Source organism: Flavobacterium sp. AC105 (genome assembly GCF_979258495.1).
In genome coordinates this window covers 5,084,862-5,103,625 of record NZ_OZ409860.1, presented here as the reverse complement: position 1 = coordinate 5,103,625, position 18,764 = coordinate 5,084,862, and the positions used below count along the sequence as shown (strand labels likewise).

Genomic DNA, 18,764 nt, shown 5'->3' with positions numbered 1-18,764 from the left:
TTAGGTTGCAAAAATAAGAATTAATTAGCATTAGAAAGGATAATTTATTCCAAAATTTAAAACCGAGTGCCCAAAATTGTATTCTTTAAACCAACGGTCTCCCTTCTCATGCGCCGGATTATAGGTCTTGAAGCCCAAATCTAAACGAATTACAAAAAAGCTTAAATCGTATCGTAAACCAAATCCTGTTCCCAAAGCAATTTCAGCTAAATCGTTTACGCCAGAGAATTTTGCCTTCTCATCGATCACATTATCGAGTACATTCCAGATATTTCCGGCATCTGCAAACAAAGCTCCTTTAACATCACCAAAAACTTTAAAACGAAATTCTGCACTCATGGCAATTTTCATATTGGCCTCATTAAAGTCGTTTACGGCATTTGTACTTCCCGGACCTAAGGCATATGGCTGCCAGGCACGATTATCATTTGAACCTCCGGAATAATAACTGCGTGAAAACGGAATATAATTTGAATTCCCAAACGGAATTGCGATTCCAAAAAAGCTTCTGACAGCTAATACTTTTTCTTTTCCAAAATCCCAGTGTTTGATATAATCAAATTCGGTTTTTATGTATTCAGAATATTCTAAATTGAATATTTCATAGTTGCCATTTGCATTTTTAGGCAAATTTGCTACACCCGAAATAGCAGATAATAAACTACCTGCAGATTCTATTTTCGTTTTAAATTGATAAAAAGTATTGTCAGGAAGATCTTTTTTTGTGGTTTTAGTAAAAGTGTAACTTGTAGCCAGAATAAAATCATTCTCGGTCAGACGAACTCTTCTTTCTTCAATACTTTCCACATCTTTGTATTGAGGATCTCCAGGTTTTAATGCTGTTTGATTAGTTAAAACATCATTGGTAAATCCTGTGGTTCCTTTAGGTATCGTTAAGTTTTTGTTATCTTGTTCCGCTTGATCTTCTCCCCAGTTTTCGGGTTTAAGATTGTAATTTTTTCCTATGCCGTTTAATTCATCATAAGATGAAGTATAAACGTTAAAATAATTATTAGGATTTAAGTTGCGTACGAATTGTGCGTTAAGTAAATCCAGCTTTACCGTATTATGGCGTTTTGGCGACCAGTTATACGAAATTCCGCCAGTAAAATTTTCTTTATCCAAACCAATATTACGCTGTTTAGAAAAACCACCGGAGATAGAAGTGGAAGGAATCATACTTTTCGGAATGATTTTTTCTGTTCCAAAAGGCATTAAAATTCTTGGGAAATTCAGTTTCAAATCAACACCATATTCCGAAACATTAAAGAAATTATTGTTTGGATTGGCCATGTCTTTTGAAGAACCAATATTCAATCGGGTCGAAACCTCTAAAGTTTCAGCACGATTAAAAACATTTCGGATAGTTTCAGAAATACTCGCTCCAATTCCAAAATCCTGAATATTAGAATGTGTTAAATCCAGCGTTGCGCCAAAACTATATTTCTTTCTTGGCGTTAAATACACATTTGCGATTAGGGACTGTGCCGTCGAATCTCGTTTATCGACTTCATATTGGATCGAAGGATAATTAAAGATTTTCAAATTGTTTAAATAACGGGAAGAAAGTGTCGTTCTGGTATCAGAAAAATAATTTCCCTTCGTAATAAAAATCGCATCCGTTATAGCGCGCGGTTTGTATCTTAGTTTTTTGTAACTGTACAAATTAAAGTTGTTGTAAGTTGTACTGTCGGCAACTTTCTTTTTCGCATTCGCAGCAGAATAATCAGTATAAATGTTTACATCGCTAATTTTATACAATTTAAAAGGTTCTGTTCTGCTCGAATCCCTTTCCTGAATATTATTGTTGTTGATGATTAAAGTTACATCGGCTTTGTTTTTTTTTCCAATAGTATCAATATCAAAAGTCACATAAGTAGGCTGGAAAAAGTAAGCCCCGCGATTTCTGAAATAAGTCGTTAACCGATTTTTTTCTTCTTCAAAATCAGCTGTTTTGTATTGATTTCCAGATTTTAAAAAAGAAGCTTCATTATTTGTTTTATACAATGAATCTAATGCCGGAGTCATAATATTTGTTCTGATAGAATCTAAAATATAAGCGGGTCCGGTTGTAATGTTGTAGTTTATTTTAGCCTTTTTTCGTGCAATACTATCAATCGTATAATCTGTTGCAACGTTAAAATAACCATTATTAAAATAATAGAATTTTAAACGCAATAATGATTTTTTTGTTTTTGCTGTATCAATAATAACAGGCGGTTCACCGGTGCTTTTTAAGAATTCGTGAATACCTTTGTATAAAAATGACTGTCCAAGCCGATCTACTTGTTTTGCCGATAATATTTTGGATTGACGTTCGTATAAACCAGGATGATTTTTAAATTTTGCCTGATACGTAGAATCCGGATTTAAATTCGCTAAATTGTATAAGTTAAGACGTAATTTAAAACCTAATAAAGTACCATTTGGTTTTTGATACATTTGATTTGCAGCAGTTTCATCATTTGTAGCCTTTCCGTTTACAAGAATATTATTTTTTACAAGAAGATTTTTTCCATCGGGAACTCTTTTTACAGCATTACAAGCACAAATAAGTATTGCTATTAGAATAAATGCTATTATTTTTGTGGAATTATTTTTCAAGTGTTCTTAAATATTTAATTCAAAAGTACATTATTTTATGGTTAGTAAAAACCAAATAAAACTTATCTCAGGTTTACATCAAAAAAAGCAACGTTTTGCTAATCAATTATTTTTTGCCGAAGGAGTAAAAGTAATTCAAGAATTGTTGCAATCCAATTTTGAATTAGAGCATTTATACACCATTCTAAACGATTTTAAAGCTGTTCAGTCTTCAAAACGAACTCTTATTAATGAACAAGAACTTAAAAAAATAAGTGCTTTATCGACCCCGAATTCCTGTTTAGCAGTCTTCAAAATTCCTGCCGAAAATAAAATAATCAACACAGGTTTAATCCTTGCGTTAGATGATATTCGCGATCCCGGAAATTTAGGAACAATTTTGCGTCTTTGTGATTGGTTTGGAATCAAACAAATTATTTGCTCTAAAGAAACAGTTGATATTTACAATCCAAAAGTAGTGCAGGCTACAATGGGTTCTATTGCCAGAGTAAATGTCAATTATGTTGATTTGAAAACCTTTATAAACCAAACAAAACTTGCTGTTTTTGGAACTTTTATGGACGGAGACAATATTTATCAAACTGCTTTGCCACAAAACGGAATCATTATTATGGGTAATGAAGCCAATGGTATTTCAGCAGAAATTGAAAAATTAGTTACAAGCCGACTCACAATTCCAAGATTTGGGGAACTACAAAAAACCGAAAGTTTAAATGTAGCTACCGCAACAGCTATTGTTCTGAGTGAATTTAAACGAAATAGTTAGGTTTTTGTTTTAGTGGAAAGTAAAATTAATTAAAATCGCTCTGGATTTCATAGAATCAATATTTCCTGTCCACGGACTATTAGGATCTTTGTCTCGAATTAATTCATCTGTAATACCAAACATTCCTCTGATAGAAGGAGAGAAAATAAAATATTCAGAGAAAATATCAATTCCAAAACCAAGTTCGTAAGCTGCAGTCCAGGGTTTTACCCTGAATTTTCCTTCTGAGTTATCGTCCAGCGATTTAGAATTACTTGATAAATTCAATGTAGTTGACATTCCGCCTACTAAATACGGGCGAATGTTTCCGGTACGCAAAGATGAAAATTTCAATAACAGAGGAAAATGGATATAAGTACTGTTTACCTCTCTAAAATAATCCCTTTCTGAAGTGAAATTCGGATAATACAAATCACGTTTCGTGTAGTATAATCCCGGTTCAAAACGTAGATTGATATATTCCTGTAATCTTAAATCGGCCACAACACCAACATTAAAACCTGTCGTTCTTTTTACCTGAATGTCTTGATTAACAACATTTTTATAGTCAAACTTAAAGTCAAAGCTGTTAAAACCTAAAAAATATCCAAAATACAGGCGTTGTTTTTGCCAGTTTTCGAGGTTGATAATAGGATCTTTGCTAAACATGCTTTTAGCAAATTGCGAATATCCTTTCGTCGTTAGGACTAATAAAATTAAGATTACAGTTTTTTTCATACTATTTTTTAGATGCAGAATAAATTGTTGCAACGCCAAATGTTTGAGGCATGGCCACAACATCTATAAACCCAATTTTTCTCAAAATATTGTTTAAGGCTTCTCCATAAGGAAAAGCTGCAGCAGATTCAGACAAATAACCATAAGCCGAATTGTCTTTAGAAAACAATTTTCCGATAATCGGAAGTATGTTTTTGCTGTAAAATTTATATCCTTGTTTATAAGGTGTTTTATCCGGAACCGAAGTTTCTAAAATCACAAAAACGCCATTTGGTTTTAAAACGCGTAAGATTTCTGCAAATCCTTTTTCTAAATGTTCAAAATTTCTAACACCAAAACCAACTGTTATCGCATCAAAATAATTGTCCTCATAAGGAATGTTCTCAGAATCGCCCAAAACTAAATCAATAACATTAGATAGTTTTTTTTCTTCAACTTTCTTTTTTCCAACTTCAAGCATTCCTGCAGAAATATCAAGGCCAATTATTTTTTCGGCATTTGTTTGTGCCATTAAAATAGCCAGATCACCAGTTCCGGTTGCAATATCAAGAATGATTTTAGGTTTTGTATCCGAAACAATTTTTAATACTTTTTTTCGCCATTTAACATCAATCCCAAATGAAATTACACGGTTTAAATTGTCGTAGTTCCCAGAGATGTTGTCAAACATTTGGGCAACCTGCTCTTTCTTGCCTAAAGAAGAGTCTTTATATGGAGTTATTTTTTCAGACATTTTTTTTATTTACGCAAATATAAACAATATAGGTTAACTGTAATTGAGTTTTTTTATTTGTAAATCAAATGTTTTAGATTTCTGTATGACATCTGTTTTGGAGTATCACCAAAAGTGGGTATTTTAAAAAAATCACTAAAAGTGGGTATTGTGGAATGCACATTTTATGACCACTTTTGTTGAAGTAAAAATGATAAAATTTTAATGATTGATAGTTATAAAATGACTTAATCAGATGGTTACTTTTTTTGCACTGGTAATTCATTTGTTCAGGTAAGTAGTTTTGAAAGTATTGTTCTTGGGGAATATACTATTTTAAAAGTGCGAAATACGTTCTTAGGATTAAATTTGTTTTTGGAAATTTTAATTTTCTTGCCTTTAATATCTTAGTGGTATTTGTTATTAAAGGCGCTTTTTGAGACTCGTCTCAAATTAACATTAAATGTTATTCAGTTATTTCAAATGTTTTTAACATTTGTGATTTTTTTACCAAAATTATTTCCTGAAAAGTCAGATCTAAAAATCAATCGTTTTAGAAAACATCCTCCAAAAGAGGGTGTTTTTTTTATTTCCTAATGTAGGTTTCGTAAGTATAATCATAAAGATGTTTCTCATCCTTAAAATTTTCTTCAGATTCTACAAGCAGCCATTCGTTTTCTTTAATTTTTGGAAAAAAAGCATCTGCATCAAATGTATGATGTACTTTGGTAATTTCAATAATATCTGCAAAAGGCAAACCTAAAGTATAGATTTCGCCTCCGCCAATAATGTACGAATCCTCATTTTCAGGACATACTCCAATCGCTTTTTCTATACTGTCAACTACGATACAGCCTTCCGGATTATAATCTTTCTGGCGGGTAATCACAACATGAACTCTGTTCGGTAATGGTTTAGGGAAACTTTCAAAAGTTTTTCTTCCCATAATAATGTGATGATTGGTCGTAAGTTCCTTGAATCTTTTGAAATCATTTGGCAAATGCCAAACCAATTCATTGTTTTTTCCAAGCGCATTATTTTCGGCTACAGCCGCTATCATTATAATCATGGTATCCTGAAACTAAATTTTATTTTCATTATCCTCATTTACTCTCGATTCTAATTGACTGATTCTTTTTTGCTGCAAAGCAACAAGTCTGTCAATTTGTTCTCTTTCCCATTTTTTATTCATGAATCTGTCCGTAATATAAACTTTTATAAAGTGCAGAATAAACAGAAAGAACCATATCGTTATGGCCCAAATACACCAGTTTTGATCCATATTAGCACCAAAACCAAAAAACCTGTTTGCAATAAATACAAATAAACTTCCTAAAAGAAAAAGTACAAAATGAAAATACAGGATTTTCTTTTGTCTAAGTCTTCTTCGGGCGTATTCATATTGTTCGTGCACTTCTTTTTCCATGAGATATAAATGAGATTATAAAGTTAAAATTTATTTTGAAAACACACTATTTTGGGGACATAATATTTGTTTTAAAATGAGTTAAGAATTTGAATTACAAAATTTAACCTGCTTTAAATTATTGATATGGTTAAAAAAATATTCTCTTTTTGATATTATCGCAAATCGGATAAATGTGTATTGAATGTTCAGTCTTATTTGTGTAATTTAGATGTATGAATCTAAAAACTAAATAGTTATGTCTTTAAAGAAACAATTTATCAAAACGAAGCCAGTTTGTAAAGTAACATTTTCTGTAGATGCTAAAGATGCAAGTTCAGCAGCTGTTGTTGGCGATTTTAACAACTGGAATATTGAAGAAGGAACTTTGAGTAAGTTAAAAAACGGAACTTTTAAAGCTACCTATGACTTAGTTAAAGATGCAATTTACGAATTTAAATACGTAATTGACGGAAGTTATGTAAACGATCCTGAAGCCGATTGGTATAAATGGAACGACTTTGCAGGAAGTGAAAATAGTGTTTTAGTAGTATAAAAAAATCCGCTTAAAATTTTAAGCGGATTTTTTTATACTTTTATACAGCAACACTTCCTTTTATTCCCGCGTGTGGTTCATAATCAAGCAGCGTAAAATCGTTATAATCAAAATCGAAAATGTTTTTAATCTCTGGATTTAAAATCATTTTTGGTAATGGTTTTGGTTCACGTGTAAGTTGCAATTCTAACTGCTCAAAATGGTTGTTATAAATATGCGCATCTCCAAAAGTGTGAATAAATTCACCATATTCTAAATCGCAGACCTGAGCAATCATCATCGTCAATAATGCGTACGAAGCAATATTAAAAGGAACTCCTAAAAATATATCAGCACTTCGTTGGTATAATTGACAAGATAATTTTCCTTTAGTCTCTCCTTTTTCAGGATCAGGACTTGTTACATAAAACTGAAAAAAAGCATGACAAGGAGGTAATGCAGCTTTATTATTAGCAACATTCTCTTCAAATGATTTTTTAGTATCCGGCAAAACCGATGGATTCCATGCAGAAACCAACATTCTTCTGCTATTTGGGTTTGTTTTTAGTTCTGTAATCAATTCAGAAATCTGATCAATTTCTTCGCTATTCCAATTTCTCCATTGATGTCCGTAAACAGGGCCAAGATCGCCATTAGAATCAGCCCAGGCATCCCAGATTTTCACTCCGTTTTCCTGAAGATATTTAATATTGGTATCACCTTTTAAGAACCAAAGTAATTCGTAAATGATAGATTTTAAGTGTAATTTTTTGGTCGTAACCATTGGGAAACCTTCACTTAAATCAAAACGCATCTGATAGCCAAAAACACTCTTTGTCCCGGTTCCTGTTCGGTCACCTTTTTGGTTGCCGTTTTCTAAAACATGTTTTACTAAATCTAAGTATTGTTTCATGATTGCTTTAAGCTTTAGGCTATAAGCTTTAGGCTTTTCCCTAATTACTTATGGCTTGTTTTTTTATGTTTTGTGCTTTAAGCTTACTGCCTAAAGCTTATGGCTTACAGCCTTAAAATTATCTTTTCGAGATTTCGTCTCTAATTTTTGCTGCTTTTTCATAATCTTCCTGAGAAACTGCCTGATCTAAAAGTTCATTTAGTTCCTGTAAACTATGTTTCGCATATACATCTCCGGATTGATTTGTTTCTTCCTCGTGCCCAAAAGTTTCCGGGTTCGAAAGTACGTCATCAATTTCCTGAGAACCCTGATCGGTTTCTGCAGTATTTGATTTTAAATAAATACCAGCTTTGTCCAGGATGTTTTTATAAGTGAAAATTGGAGCATTAAAACGTAATGCCAATGCAATTGCATCAGAAGTTCTCGCATCAATAATTTCTTCGATTTTGTCTCTTTCGCAAATCAGGCTTGAATAAAAAACACCGTCAACAAGTTTGTGAATAATAACTTGTTTTACGACTATATCAAATCTTTCAGCGAAGTTTTTGAATAAATCATGCGTTAACGGACGCGGAGGTTTAATCTCTTTTTCTAAGGCAATAGCAATCGATTGGGCTTCAAATGCACCAATTACAATAGGCAATTTTCTTTCGCCATCAACTTCATTCAAAATCAAGGCATAAGCGCCATTTTGAGTTTGGCTGTATGATATTCCTTTTATGGATAATTTTACTAGACTCATATATGTGGGTAAAAAAGGGCAATTATCGCCGCATTTTAATACTTTTTTTGATTGAAAAATAAAGGTGCAATTTTAATCAAAAAATATGGAACAAAAAAGCCACCTAAAGCAAAGATACGATTATCTTATTTTTAGGCAGCTATATTTTTATAGAGAATTTCTTAAATTAAGAATGTTGTGCTTTGAAAGCTTTTAATTTCTCTGTTAACTTAGGAACGATTTCAAAAGCATCTCCAACGATACCATAATCAGCCACTTTAAAGAAAGGAGCTTCTGGATCACTATTGATAACTACTTTTACTTTTGATGAGTTAATACCCGCGATATGCTGAATAGCTCCGGAAATTCCTATTGCAATATATAAGTTTGTTGCAACCGGTTTTCCTGTTTGTCCAACGTGTTCGCTGTGAGGTCTCCATCCTAAGTCAGAAACAGGTTTAGAACATGCAGTTGCAGCTCCTAAAACAGCCGCTAAATCTTCAACTAATCCCCAGTTTTCAGGACCTTTCAATCCGCGTCCGCCAGAAACTACAACATCCGCATCAGCGATAGAAACTTTTCCGCTTACTTTTTCTACAGATTCTACTTTTACACCAAAATCATTGTCTCCAATAGTTGGGTTAAAATCTTCTTCGGTTGCAGATCCTGCACTTTCAAAAATTCCGTAAGAGTTTTTAGCCAAACCAAGAACTTTTACATCTGTATTGATTTCTGTAATATTGAAAGCTTTGTTTGAGAAAGCATTTCTTTTTACCTGAAAAGGCGAAGTGCTTATTGGTAATCCAACAACGTTAGAAGCAAAACCAGCATTTAAAGCTACTGCAACTAATGATGAAAGATAAATACTATCTGTAGTCGAAGAAAGTAAAACTACTTTTGTTCCTTCTTTTTCAGCAGCTTGTTTGATCACATCGGCGTAAGCTTTAGCGGTAAAACCTGCTAATTTATCGTTGTTTACTTTTAATACTTTATCAACTCCGTATTTTGATAATTCGCTTACATCGCCAGCGTTTACTGTTAAAGCGGTAACGGTAGTTCCTAATGATTCTGCTACTTTTTTAGCGTAAGAAGCTAATTCAAAAGCAACTTTTTTAAATTTTCCTTCTGCAGATTCTGCATATATTAATATTGACATGATGTTTTTATTTTGAGGTTAAGTTTCAGGTTTCAGGTTTCAAGTTGTAAACTAAGAGCTGAAAACTGCGACTGAAAACTTGATTACTAGATTACTTTTGCTTCGTTGTGTAATAAATTGATTAACTCATCTAAATTATCAGGAGAAATTAATTTTACTGCTGATTTTGGAGCTGGTTTTTCAAATTTTACTGCTTTTGTATTTACCGGAGCGTCAACTGGCTCAAGAATAGTCAGGGCTTTAGTTCTTGCAGTCATAATTCCTCTCATATTCGGGATACGAAGGTCTTTTTCTTCAACAAGACCTTTTTGACCGCCAATAATTAAGGGTAAAGTAGTGCTTACAGTTTCTTTTCCACCGTCGATTTCACGAACTGCTTTTACATTATTTCCGTCAACAGTCAAAGAAGTACAAGAATTTAAAAAGTTAGAACCTAAAATTCCTGCAATCATTCCCGGAACCATTCCTCCATTGTAATCTAAAGATTCTTTTCCTGCAATTACAAGATCGTAACCTCCGTTTTTAATTACTTCAGCAAGTTGTTTTGCAACAAAAAAACCATCGGTTGGATTTGCATTTACACGAATAGCTTCATTTGCACCAATTGCCAATGCTTTACGCAAAGTTGGCTCAGTATCCGGACCTCCAACATTCACAACAGTTACAGTTGCACCTTGTTGTTCCTGAAACCAAATCGCACGTGTTAAACCAAACTCGTCATTAGGATTAATTACATATTGTACACCATTGGTATCGAATTCTGAATCACCATTGGAGAAGTTAATTTTTGAAGTAGTATCAGGCACATGGCTGATGCAAACTAATATTTTCATAAGTATATATTTTATATTTATAATATTCCCTGACAAATTTAGAAATTAAAATCGGAATAATATACTATGCGTGCATAATATTTTTTAAAAACTATTACGATTTCGCAGATTGTGAAATTTTGCAAGTCTTTCATCGGAATACAGAAACGAAAGTGTACTCATTTCTGCGGATTCTTAGGAATTTTGCAATGCAGCAAGTTTGAACAACTGTTAAACTTATGGTTAATTTATACTAGTTTTTGAATTGTTACGTTTTTAAAATTGAATTTTAAAAAATCAGAATTTTACAAATAGAGTTGAGTTTGTTTGAAAAATGCATCTGCGAAAGAAATAAGGTTATTATATCGATTTCGTAAGTGCGGCAATAATTTTTTTAAAGTTAAAACCAAAAGCAGGAAGGAAGTTCATGTGATTTTAAATCCAATTTATGCTTTTAAGTTATTTAAAATATTTATTTTTGCTCTTCAGAAAATTCAACATACAATATAAATATGAGAACAATACAATTTAGAGAGGCCATTTGCGAAGCGATGAGCGAAGAAATGCGTCACGATGAATCCATATATTTAATGGGCGAAGAAGTTGCAGAATATAACGGAGCTTACAAAGCTTCAAAAGGAATGCTTGCTGAGTTTGGCGAAAAAAGAGTAATCGATACTCCAATTGCTGAGCTTGGTTTTACAGGAATTGCAGTAGGATCAGCTATGAACGGCTGTCGTCCTATTGTGGAGTATATGACATTCAACTTCTGTTTAGTAGGTATTGATCAAATTATAAATAATGCTGCTAAAATGCGTCAAATGACAGGAGGTCAATTTAATGTGCCTATCGTTTTTCGTGGACCAACTGCTTCTGCAGGTCAATTAGGAGCTACACACTCTCAGGCTTTAGAGAACTGGTTTGCTAACACTCCGGGACTTAAAGTTATCGTTCCTTCAACTCCTTATGATGCAAAAGGACTTTTAAAATCTGCAATTCGTGATAATGATCCTGTAATTTTTATGGAATCTGAGCAAATGTATGGTGATAAAGGTGAAGTGCCGGACGGAGAATACACAATTCCAATTGGAGTTGCAGATATTAAACGTGAAGGAAAAGATGTGACAATCGTTTCTTTTGGTAAAATCATCAAAGAAGCTTTTATTGCTGCTGATGAATTAGAAAAAGAAGGTATTTCATGTGAAATTATCGATTTAAGAACAGTTCGTCCAATGGATAAAGACACTATTCTTGCTTCTGTTAAAAAAACAAACCGTTTAGTAATCTTAGAAGAAGCTTGGCCATTTGCAAGTGTTTCATCAGAGATTACATATATCGTTCAGGAACAAGCATTCGATTTCCTGGATGCTCCAATACAACGTATTACAACTGCTGATACACCAGCACCTTACTCTCCTGTTTTACTAAAAGACTGGTTGCCAAATGCAGCTGATGTAGTAAAAGCAGTAAAGAAAGTAATGTACAAATAGTAAATTAAACAATACTTATAAAACTTCATCAGTCATATTAATTGATGAAGTTTTTTTTTGCCGGATTATGAAAAGAATAATTTTACTCAGCCTATTTTTTGTATTTGCACTTGCAGGTATTGCTACTGCACAAACTAAAGTGAGTGGAATTGTTTTGGATAAATCGAATCAGCCTGTTCCGTTTGCCAATGTTGTTTTTAAAGGTTCAAATACCGGAATAGTTTCTAATGAAGACGGGCGTTTTTATCTGGAATCACCCAATACTTATACGGCTTTATTAATTACTTCAGCAGGATTTTCAGATAAGGAAGTTCCTTTGGAAAAAGCGGTAAATTATGAATTTAAAATTGTTTTAAGCGAAGCCGAAGCACTTAATGAAGTGGTAATCTTTACAGGAAAAACATCTAAAAAAAATAATCCGGCCTTAGATATATTAAGAAAAATATGGGAAAGAAAACGTAAAAATGGTCTTTACCAATTCAATCAGTATCAAATGCAAAAGTACGAGAAAGTCGAGTTTGATATGAACACGATTGATAGTGCTTTTATGAAAAATAAACTCTTTAAAGGCATGGAGTTTGTGTTTGATCACGTTGATACTTCTGATGTTACCGGAAAAACCTATTTGCCAATTTTTATCAACGAATCAGTTTATGATGTTTACGGAGATAATAAATTAAAGAAAACAAAAGAAAATTTAAACGGAAGTAAAACATCAGGATTTAACGGTAATCAACAAATTTTAGCATTTGTAAAAGACCTTTATTCTGATTATAATATTTACGACAATCACCTTACCTTTTTTGATAAAAGTTTTACAAGTCCGCTTTCAAGAACCGGAATAGATGTTTACAATTATGTCCTGAAAGACAGTGCTTATATCGATAAAAAATGGTGTTATAATATTGTTTTTTATCCAAGACGTAAAAACGAATTGACTTTTAAAGGAGATTTCTGGGTAAACGATACCACTTTTGCGATCAAGAAAATTAATATGGGCGTTACCAAAAGTGCCAATATTAACTGGGTAAAAGATATTTATATCGAGCAGGAATTTGAAGTAGAAAACGATTCGGTTTTTCTATTGACACGCGATTATATGATGTCGGATTTTGCTTTAAATAAAAAAGAAAAATCAAAAGGAGTTTATGGAAAACGAACGACTTTGTATCGCAATCATAAATTCAATATTCCAAAACCGGAGAAGTTTTATAAAGAAGAAGTCAATTATATAGACAATGCCGTTTATGATCGACCCGAAGAATTTTGGGATGAAAATCGTTTTGAAAAACTAAATAAAGACGAACAGGGAATTTATAAAATGCTGGATACCCTGCAAACCGTCAAGCGATTCAAGCAATTATATAGTCTCGTCTCTATTTTAGGAAGTGGTTATGTCGAGTTTAAAAACTTCGATTACGGACCTATTTTCTCTACATTTGGTTATAACGAAGTAGAAGGATTAAGGCTTAGAGTAGGAGGAAGAACCTATTTTGGACCAAATGACCCGTGGCGTGTGCAGGCTTATACAGCATATGGTTTTGGCGATAATAAATTTAAATACGGTCTTTCTGGAAAATGGATGGTCGATAAAAAAAATAGGGTTATTATTTCCGGAGGAAACAGACGCGACATTGAACAAATTGGCGCAAGTTTAACCACGACAAATGATATTTTAGGGCGAAGTTTTGCGTCGTCGGCATTATTTACAACAGGAAGCAACGGAAAATTAACCAATATTAATTTGAGCAATATTTCTGTCGAAATGGAGCCGAAAAAGAATTTCGTTGTACAAGCGGGACTTTCATATAGAACTCTAGAATCTGCGTCGCCTACCTTTAGTTTAGATTATTATACAACGCTGCCAACACCTGCAAATCCTGCCGGAGTTGTTGCAAGTGCAGTAACACAATCTGAAGCTAATATTCAGTTCGAATACATGCCAAACCGTAAAACAATTGGTTTTGGAGTAGAACGCGATCTTGTAGATAGTCCGTTTAGTCATTTCTTTGTAAACTTTAGTTATGGACTTAAAGGCGTTTTGAATAGCGATTTTGCATACGAAAAAATACAGGTTTTCTATAAACAGCCTATTATTATAGGACCTTTAGGAAGATCGAATATTATTCTTGAAACAGGAAAAACCTGGGGGACTATTCCGTTAGGTTTAATGAGTGTTATTCCTGGAAACCAGACTTATTTTACGATCGAAAACACCTTTAGTAATTTAAATTTCTACGAATTCATAACCGATCAATATACAACTCTGCAATGGAACCATGATTTTGGAGGAAGATTATTCGCCAGAGTTCCATTTATGAGAAAACTAAATTGGAGAGAATTTGTAGGTATTAAAGCCGTTCACGGAACTATTTCTAATGCAAACAGAGCCATAAATGCATCTGATCAGCCTTATAACGCGCCTGAAAATGTGTATTGGGAATATAACGCCGGAATTGGAAATATCTTCAAAGTTTTCCGAATCGATTTCTCTTGGAGAGGAAGTTATTTAAACGATCCGGGTGCCAATAAATTTGCTGTCAAAGGATCTTTTGGATTTTATTTCTAATCCGCATTCGATTCTTCGCTTTCATAATTATAATTGCCATTTTTCTAATACTTCTTGGAGTGAGTATTACAATATTCGGAAGTTATTTCTTATCTAATAATAACAATAGATTTGAGGAGTATTTTTATAATTATAACACTTTAAATGTTTTAATGGATTGTGTAGGTCTTTTTCTTTTCTTTAAAAATTTGGAAAATACATATCGGGGTAAATAATAAAAAATCTGCTTAATCTGCAAATCTGTGAGCAAAAGAACTTTGCGTTTCTGCGTCTTTCCGAGAAAGATTTTATTTAATTTTAAAAGCTATTCCCGCTATCCGTTACAATCTTTTATTTTTAAAGGAAAAAAATAAAAGGATTTCCACTCCAAACGAAGTTCACTGAACTCCGATTAAAATTAAAGTTAACTGAAGTAATCGGGCTAAAAATTACGTTATGCAAGAAGCAATCGATTTTCTATCAACCAAAAATCCAATATTTCAGGAAATCATCGAAAAATATGGATTACCACAAATCCCGAAACGTCCACAAGGTTTCGAAACTTTGGTATTGCTTATTTTAGAACAACAAGTTTCTGTAGATTCGGCGAAAGCCACATTCTTAAAAATCAAAGCCTATACACCTTGCAATCCTGAGAATATGGCTATTTTATCAGATGAAGAATTTAGAAATCTGGGTGTAAGCCGTCAAAAAACAAAATACATTAAAATTTTAGCCGAAGCCGTTTTAAATAAAGAATTGGATATTGAAAGTCTGGCTGCAAAATCATCAAAACAAGTCCGTGAAGAACTCATTAAACTAAAAGGAATCGGAAATTGGACCATCGATATTTATTTGATGTTCTGTCTTCAGGAGCCGGATTTAATTCCGCTTGGAGATATTGCAGTTATCAATACCATCAAGGAACTACTTGATATTCACGACAAACAAGAGATGGAAATTCATACCCAAGAATGGAGTCCTTATCGCTCTTATGCGACATATTTGCTTTGGCATTATTACTTAAATAAGCGAAACAGGAAAATTATATATTAACTGTCTGTTATTTAACAGAAAAGTGCAGAGATTAATGTAGTTTTTTATTGTTAAAAAGGATTCTTTGGTTACTTTTGCAATCGAAATTATAGAAATAATAAAAAACGAAATGACCGCAGACAAACTAACAACTTTCGATGTATTAATCGAAATACCAAGAGGAAGCAGAAATAAATACGAGTACGATTTTGAAATCAAAAGAATGCGTTTTGACAGAATGTTATTCTCGTCAATGATGTACCCGGCTGATTACGGGTTTATTCCTGAAACTTTAGCACTTGACGGTGATCCTCTTGATGTATTGGTTTTGATAAATGAACCAACTTTTCCCGGATGTGTTATAGAGGTAAAACCAATTGGTGTTTTCCATATGGCAGATGATAAAGGACCAGACGAAAAAATCATTTGTGTACCAGTTTCAGATCCAATCTGGAATTCATTAAATGACCTTTCAGATATTAACGGACACTTATTGAAAGAAATCGAGCATTTCTTCCAGGTTTACAAAGATCTTGAAAACAAACAAGTAGATGTTGAAGGTTGGGGAGACGTAAACGAAGCTTTTGCAATTATTGCTGAGTGTACAAAGCGTTTTAACGATATTGAAAACAAACCAGAGGGATTATTTAGTATTAAATAATTTTTACCCTATTCTATTATAAAAAAAGCAATACTCCCGTCAGGAGTATTGCTTTTTTGTTTAAATTCGTTTTAGTTAGTTTATTGACTATTAACCAAAACCATTATTATATTATGAATGCATTTATGATTTACTTGCCAATTGTTATGGCAATTTTAGGATTACTTTTCATGGGAATTAAAAGGACTTGGGTTTTAAAACAAGATGCGGGTGACGGCAAAATGAAAGAGATTTCAGATCACATTTACGAAGGTGCCCTCGCATTTTTAAAAGCAGAATATCGATTGCTGACTTTTTTCGTAATTGGAGCCAGTATTGTATTAGCCGGAATTTCTTTTATTGTTCCTACCACGCATATATTAATAGTAGTAGCCTTTATTTTTGGGGCATTTTTCTCGGCTTTAGCAGGAAATATGGGAATGAAAATAGCCACTAAAACCAATGTTAGAACAACTCAGGCCGCTCGTACAAGTTTGCCGCAAGCCTTAAAAGTTTCTTTTGGAGGCGGAACTGTAATGGGACTTGGCGTTGCAGGTTTGGCAGTTTTAGGATTAACAGGTTTCTTTATTATTTTCTTTCAGATATTCATGAATGGAGTCTGGACTTCATCAGAAGATATGACTAAGGTTTTAGAAACATTAGCCGGATTTTCGCTTGGGGCAGAATCTATTGCTTTGTTCGCCAGAGTTGGTGGCGGAATCTACACAAAAGCGGCAGACGTTGGAGCCGATTTAGTGGGTAAAGTCGAAGCCGGAATTCCGGAAGACGATCCGCGTAATCCTGCTACAATTGCAGATAATGTTGGCGATAATGTTGGCGATGTTGCCGGAATGGGAGCTGATTTATTTGGTTCGTATGTAGCAACTGTTTTGGCTGCCATGGTTTTAGGAAATTACGTAATCAAAGATATGGGCGGAAATATCCAGGATGTTTTCGGAGGAATTGGTCCAATTTTACTTCCAATGGCAATTGCCGGTTTTGGAATCTTATTTTCGATTATCGGAACTACTTTGGTAAAAATATCTGATGACAATGCCAAAGAAGCACAAGTACAAAAAGCATTAAATATAGGAAACTGGGTTTCTATTGTTTTAACAGCAATTGCCTGTTTCTTTTTAGTACGATATATGTTGCCGGAAACGATGCAAATGAGCTTTTTTGGAGAAGGTTCTAAAGATATTTCGTCAATGCGTGTTTTCTATGCAACATTAGTAGGTTTAGTTGTTGGTGGAGCTATTTCATCAGTTACGGAATATTATACAGGATTAGGTACAAAACCAGTTATGGCAATTGTACAAAAATCATCTACAGGAGCAGGAACAAACGTAATTGCAGGTTTAGCAACCGGAATGATTTCTACTTTTCCAACCGTATTATTGTTTGCTGCAGCAATCTGGATTTCATATGCTTTGGCAGGGTTTTACGGAGTAGCTTTGGCCGCTTCGGCAATGATGGCAACAACAGCAATGCAATTAGCAATTGATGCTTTCGGACCAATATCTGACAATGCTGGTGGAATTGCTGAAATGAGCGAATTACCAAAAGAAGTTCGTACAAGAACAGATATTTTAGATTCAGTTGGAAATACAACTGCAGCAACCGGAAAAGGTTTTGCAATTGCATCTGCAGCTTTAACATCATTAGCTTTATTCGCAGCATATGTAACCTTTACAGGAATCGACGGAATCAATATTTTTAAAGCGCCAGTTCTGGCAATGTTATTTGTCGGTGGAATGATTCCGGTTGTTTTCTCGGCTTTAGCCATGAATTCTGTTGGAAAAGCAGCAATGGATATGGTTTACGAAGTTCGTCGTCAGTTTAAGGAAATTCCTGGAATTATGGAAGGAACCGGAAAACCGGAATACGGAAAATGTGTTGAGATTTCTACAAAAGCTGCTTTACGCGAAATGATGTTACCGGGAATTTTAACGATAGGTTTCCCGATTGCAATTGTGCTTTTAGGAAAATTAGTGTACGCAGACAACAATCAGTTAATTGCAGAAATGTTAGGAGGATATATGGCTGGAGTTACGGTTTCGGGTGTTCTTTGGGCAGTTTTTCAAAACAATGCCGGAGGTGCCTGGGATAATGCTAAAAAATCTTTTGAAGCGGGAGTTTTAATCAATGGCGAAATGACATACAAAGGTTCTGATGCACACAAAGCTGCCGTAACCGGAGATACAGTTGGAGATCCATTTAAAGATACTTCCGGACCTTCAATGAATATTTTAATTAAATTAACTTGTTTGATTGGATTGGTAATTGCGCCAATTTTAGGCGAAGGACATTCAGCTTCAGGTATGGCTGAAAAAGGTTCGTGTTGCATCAAAACAGAAATGCATGCAGGCGGAGTTTCTAAATGTGGCGATATGTCTGGAATGACAAAAGAAGAATGTGCTAAAATGTGCAAAGAAAAAGGATGTACAGCCGAAGAAACAGCAAAATGTCTGGCACATTTTGACGCAAACGGAAAATACGTGCACCCAAAAACAGACTGTTTTGATACCAGTAAATATGAGAAAAAACGTGTTGAAGTTAACTTGTCGACGACTAATGGTGTTACAGTTGGAACTTTAACCAAATCTGAAAATGGAAAAACAACCACAGAAGTTTTTGAAGGAACCGAAGCTGAAGTGAAAGCAAAAATTGAAGCTGCGAAGTAAGATAAATTGATAGCTTTGTCAAAGTT

Annotated in this window: 16 protein-coding genes; 7 read left to right on the top strand and 9 right to left on the bottom strand. The window is 33.8% G+C overall.

Annotation, left to right across the window (positions count from 1 at the left end):
- Window positions 1-30 precede the first annotated feature (30 nt).
- On the bottom strand, window positions 31-2,604 hold the full coding sequence (gene tamL, locus ACZ0AH_RS21040) for a translocation and assembly module lipoprotein TamL (protein ID WP_463477707.1): 2,574 nt from the start codon (window positions 2,602-2,604) through the stop codon (window positions 31-33).
- Window positions 2,605-2,641: 37 nt separating this feature from the next.
- Between tamL and ACZ0AH_RS21035 the strand changes: the two genes are divergently transcribed.
- A complete protein-coding gene (locus ACZ0AH_RS21035) occupies window positions 2,642-3,370 on the top strand; it encodes a TrmH family RNA methyltransferase (RefSeq protein ID WP_463477706.1) in 729 nt (242 codons plus the stop codon).
- 9 nt (window positions 3,371-3,379) lie between these two features.
- Here the strand turns inward: ACZ0AH_RS21035 and porT are convergent, their stop codons facing one another.
- From porT to ACZ0AH_RS21015, 4 genes are all read right to left on the bottom strand, one after another.
- The gene (gene porT / locus ACZ0AH_RS21030; protein WP_463477705.1) at window positions 3,380-4,087 is read right to left on the bottom strand and encodes a type IX secretion/gliding motility protein PorT/SprT; all 708 of its coding nucleotides are present in this window, start codon (window positions 4,085-4,087) and stop codon (window positions 3,380-3,382) included.
- Between the two features lies 1 nt (window position 4,088).
- A complete protein-coding gene (gene ubiE / locus ACZ0AH_RS21025; protein ID WP_463477704.1) occupies window positions 4,089-4,820 on the bottom strand; it encodes a bifunctional demethylmenaquinone methyltransferase/2-methoxy-6-polyprenyl-1,4-benzoquinol methylase UbiE in 732 nt (243 codons plus the stop codon).
- Between the two features lie 565 nt (window positions 4,821-5,385).
- Window positions 5,386-5,868: a dihydrofolate reductase gene (locus ACZ0AH_RS21020; protein ID WP_463477703.1), complete on the bottom strand. Its 483-nt coding sequence runs from the start codon at window positions 5,866-5,868 to the stop codon at window positions 5,386-5,388.
- Between the two features lie 12 nt (window positions 5,869-5,880).
- Entirely contained in the window at window positions 5,881-6,225 is a 345-nt protein-coding gene (locus tag ACZ0AH_RS21015) for a 2TM domain-containing protein (protein WP_463477702.1), read from the bottom strand.
- 238 nt (window positions 6,226-6,463) lie between these two features.
- On the opposite strand from ACZ0AH_RS21015, the gene ACZ0AH_RS21010 reads away from it, so the two are divergent.
- Entirely contained in the window at window positions 6,464-6,760 is a 297-nt protein-coding gene (locus ACZ0AH_RS21010; protein ID WP_463477700.1) for an isoamylase early set domain-containing protein, read from the top strand.
- A gap of 40 nt (window positions 6,761-6,800) precedes the next feature.
- On the opposite strand, the gene ACZ0AH_RS21005 is transcribed toward ACZ0AH_RS21010, so the two are convergent.
- The 4 genes from ACZ0AH_RS21005 to ACZ0AH_RS20990 form a co-directional block, all read right to left on the bottom strand.
- Window positions 6,801-7,652 carry a thymidylate synthase gene (locus tag ACZ0AH_RS21005; protein WP_078006304.1) on the bottom strand — a complete coding sequence of 284 codons (852 nt, stop codon included), beginning with the start codon at window positions 7,650-7,652 and terminating at the stop codon, window positions 6,801-6,803.
- A gap of 118 nt (window positions 7,653-7,770) precedes the next feature.
- Entirely contained in the window at window positions 7,771-8,394 is a 624-nt protein-coding gene (locus ACZ0AH_RS21000) for a bifunctional nuclease family protein (RefSeq protein WP_059114911.1), read from the bottom strand.
- A 166-nt stretch (window positions 8,395-8,560) separates the two neighbouring features.
- Window positions 8,561-9,529 carry an electron transfer flavoprotein subunit alpha/FixB family protein gene (locus ACZ0AH_RS20995; RefSeq protein ID WP_463477699.1) on the bottom strand — a complete coding sequence of 323 codons (969 nt, stop codon included), beginning with the start codon at window positions 9,527-9,529 and terminating at the stop codon, window positions 8,561-8,563.
- An 86-nt stretch (window positions 9,530-9,615) separates the two neighbouring features.
- Complete coding sequence (locus ACZ0AH_RS20990; protein WP_209573165.1) at window positions 9,616-10,362, bottom strand: electron transfer flavoprotein subunit beta/FixA family protein; 747 nt, start codon at window positions 10,360-10,362, stop codon at window positions 9,616-9,618.
- A gap of 491 nt (window positions 10,363-10,853) precedes the next feature.
- On the opposite strand from ACZ0AH_RS20990, the gene ACZ0AH_RS20985 reads away from it, so the two are divergent.
- The 5 genes from ACZ0AH_RS20985 (at window position 10,854) to ACZ0AH_RS20965 (ending at window position 18,738) form a co-directional block, all read left to right on the top strand.
- Complete coding sequence (locus ACZ0AH_RS20985) at window positions 10,854-11,831, top strand: pyruvate dehydrogenase complex E1 component subunit beta (RefSeq protein WP_463477698.1); 978 nt, start codon at window positions 10,854-10,856, stop codon at window positions 11,829-11,831.
- 67 nt (window positions 11,832-11,898) lie between these two features.
- Complete coding sequence (locus tag ACZ0AH_RS20980) at window positions 11,899-14,400, top strand: DUF5686 and carboxypeptidase-like regulatory domain-containing protein (RefSeq protein WP_463477697.1); 2,502 nt, start codon at window positions 11,899-11,901, stop codon at window positions 14,398-14,400.
- 435 nt (window positions 14,401-14,835) lie between these two features.
- Window positions 14,836-15,435, top strand: a complete 600-nt coding sequence (locus tag ACZ0AH_RS20975; RefSeq protein WP_463477696.1) for a DNA-3-methyladenine glycosylase family protein — start codon at window positions 14,836-14,838, stop codon at window positions 15,433-15,435.
- Between the two features lie 109 nt (window positions 15,436-15,544).
- The gene (locus ACZ0AH_RS20970) at window positions 15,545-16,075 is read left to right on the top strand and encodes an inorganic diphosphatase (protein ID WP_026983866.1); all 531 of its coding nucleotides are present in this window, start codon (window positions 15,545-15,547) and stop codon (window positions 16,073-16,075) included.
- A 113-nt stretch (window positions 16,076-16,188) separates the two neighbouring features.
- Window positions 16,189-18,738 carry a sodium-translocating pyrophosphatase gene (locus ACZ0AH_RS20965; RefSeq protein WP_463477695.1) on the top strand — a complete coding sequence of 850 codons (2,550 nt, stop codon included), beginning with the start codon at window positions 16,189-16,191 and terminating at the stop codon, window positions 18,736-18,738.
- Window positions 18,739-18,764 lie beyond the last annotated feature (26 nt).

What these genes read in the sequence shown, in the direction of transcription:
- ACZ0AH_RS21035 (WP_463477706.1), top strand. Translation starts at nt 2,642, where the DNA reads ATGGTTAGTAAAAACCAAATAAAACTTATCTCAGGTTTACATCAAAAA.
- porT (WP_463477705.1), bottom strand. Translation starts at nt 4,087, where the DNA reads ATGAAAAAAACTGTAATCTTAATTTTATTAGTCCTAACGACGAAAGGA.
- ubiE (WP_463477704.1), bottom strand. Translation starts at nt 4,820, where the DNA reads ATGTCTGAAAAAATAACTCCATATAAAGACTCTTCTTTAGGCAAGAAA.
- ACZ0AH_RS21020 (WP_463477703.1), bottom strand. Translation starts at nt 5,868, where the DNA reads ATGATTATAATGATAGCGGCTGTAGCCGAAAATAATGCGCTTGGAAAA.
- ACZ0AH_RS21015 (WP_463477702.1), bottom strand. Translation starts at nt 6,225, where the DNA reads ATGGAAAAAGAAGTGCACGAACAATATGAATACGCCCGAAGAAGACTT.
- ACZ0AH_RS21010 (WP_463477700.1), top strand. Translation starts at nt 6,464, where the DNA reads ATGTCTTTAAAGAAACAATTTATCAAAACGAAGCCAGTTTGTAAAGTA.
- ACZ0AH_RS21005 (WP_078006304.1), bottom strand. Translation starts at nt 7,652, where the DNA reads ATGAAACAATACTTAGATTTAGTAAAACATGTTTTAGAAAACGGCAAC.
- ACZ0AH_RS21000 (WP_059114911.1), bottom strand. Translation starts at nt 8,394, where the DNA reads ATGAGTCTAGTAAAATTATCCATAAAAGGAATATCATACAGCCAAACT.
- ACZ0AH_RS20995 (WP_463477699.1), bottom strand. Translation starts at nt 9,529, where the DNA reads ATGTCAATATTAATATATGCAGAATCTGCAGAAGGAAAATTTAAAAAA.
- ACZ0AH_RS20990 (WP_209573165.1), bottom strand. Translation starts at nt 10,362, where the DNA reads ATGAAAATATTAGTTTGCATCAGCCATGTGCCTGATACTACTTCAAAA.
- ACZ0AH_RS20985 (WP_463477698.1), top strand. Translation starts at nt 10,854, where the DNA reads ATGAGAACAATACAATTTAGAGAGGCCATTTGCGAAGCGATGAGCGAA.
- ACZ0AH_RS20980 (WP_463477697.1), top strand. Translation starts at nt 11,899, where the DNA reads ATGAAAAGAATAATTTTACTCAGCCTATTTTTTGTATTTGCACTTGCA.
- ACZ0AH_RS20975 (WP_463477696.1), top strand. Translation starts at nt 14,836, where the DNA reads ATGCAAGAAGCAATCGATTTTCTATCAACCAAAAATCCAATATTTCAG.
- ACZ0AH_RS20970 (WP_026983866.1), top strand. Translation starts at nt 15,545, where the DNA reads ATGACCGCAGACAAACTAACAACTTTCGATGTATTAATCGAAATACCA.
- ACZ0AH_RS20965 (WP_463477695.1), top strand. Translation starts at nt 16,189, where the DNA reads ATGAATGCATTTATGATTTACTTGCCAATTGTTATGGCAATTTTAGGA.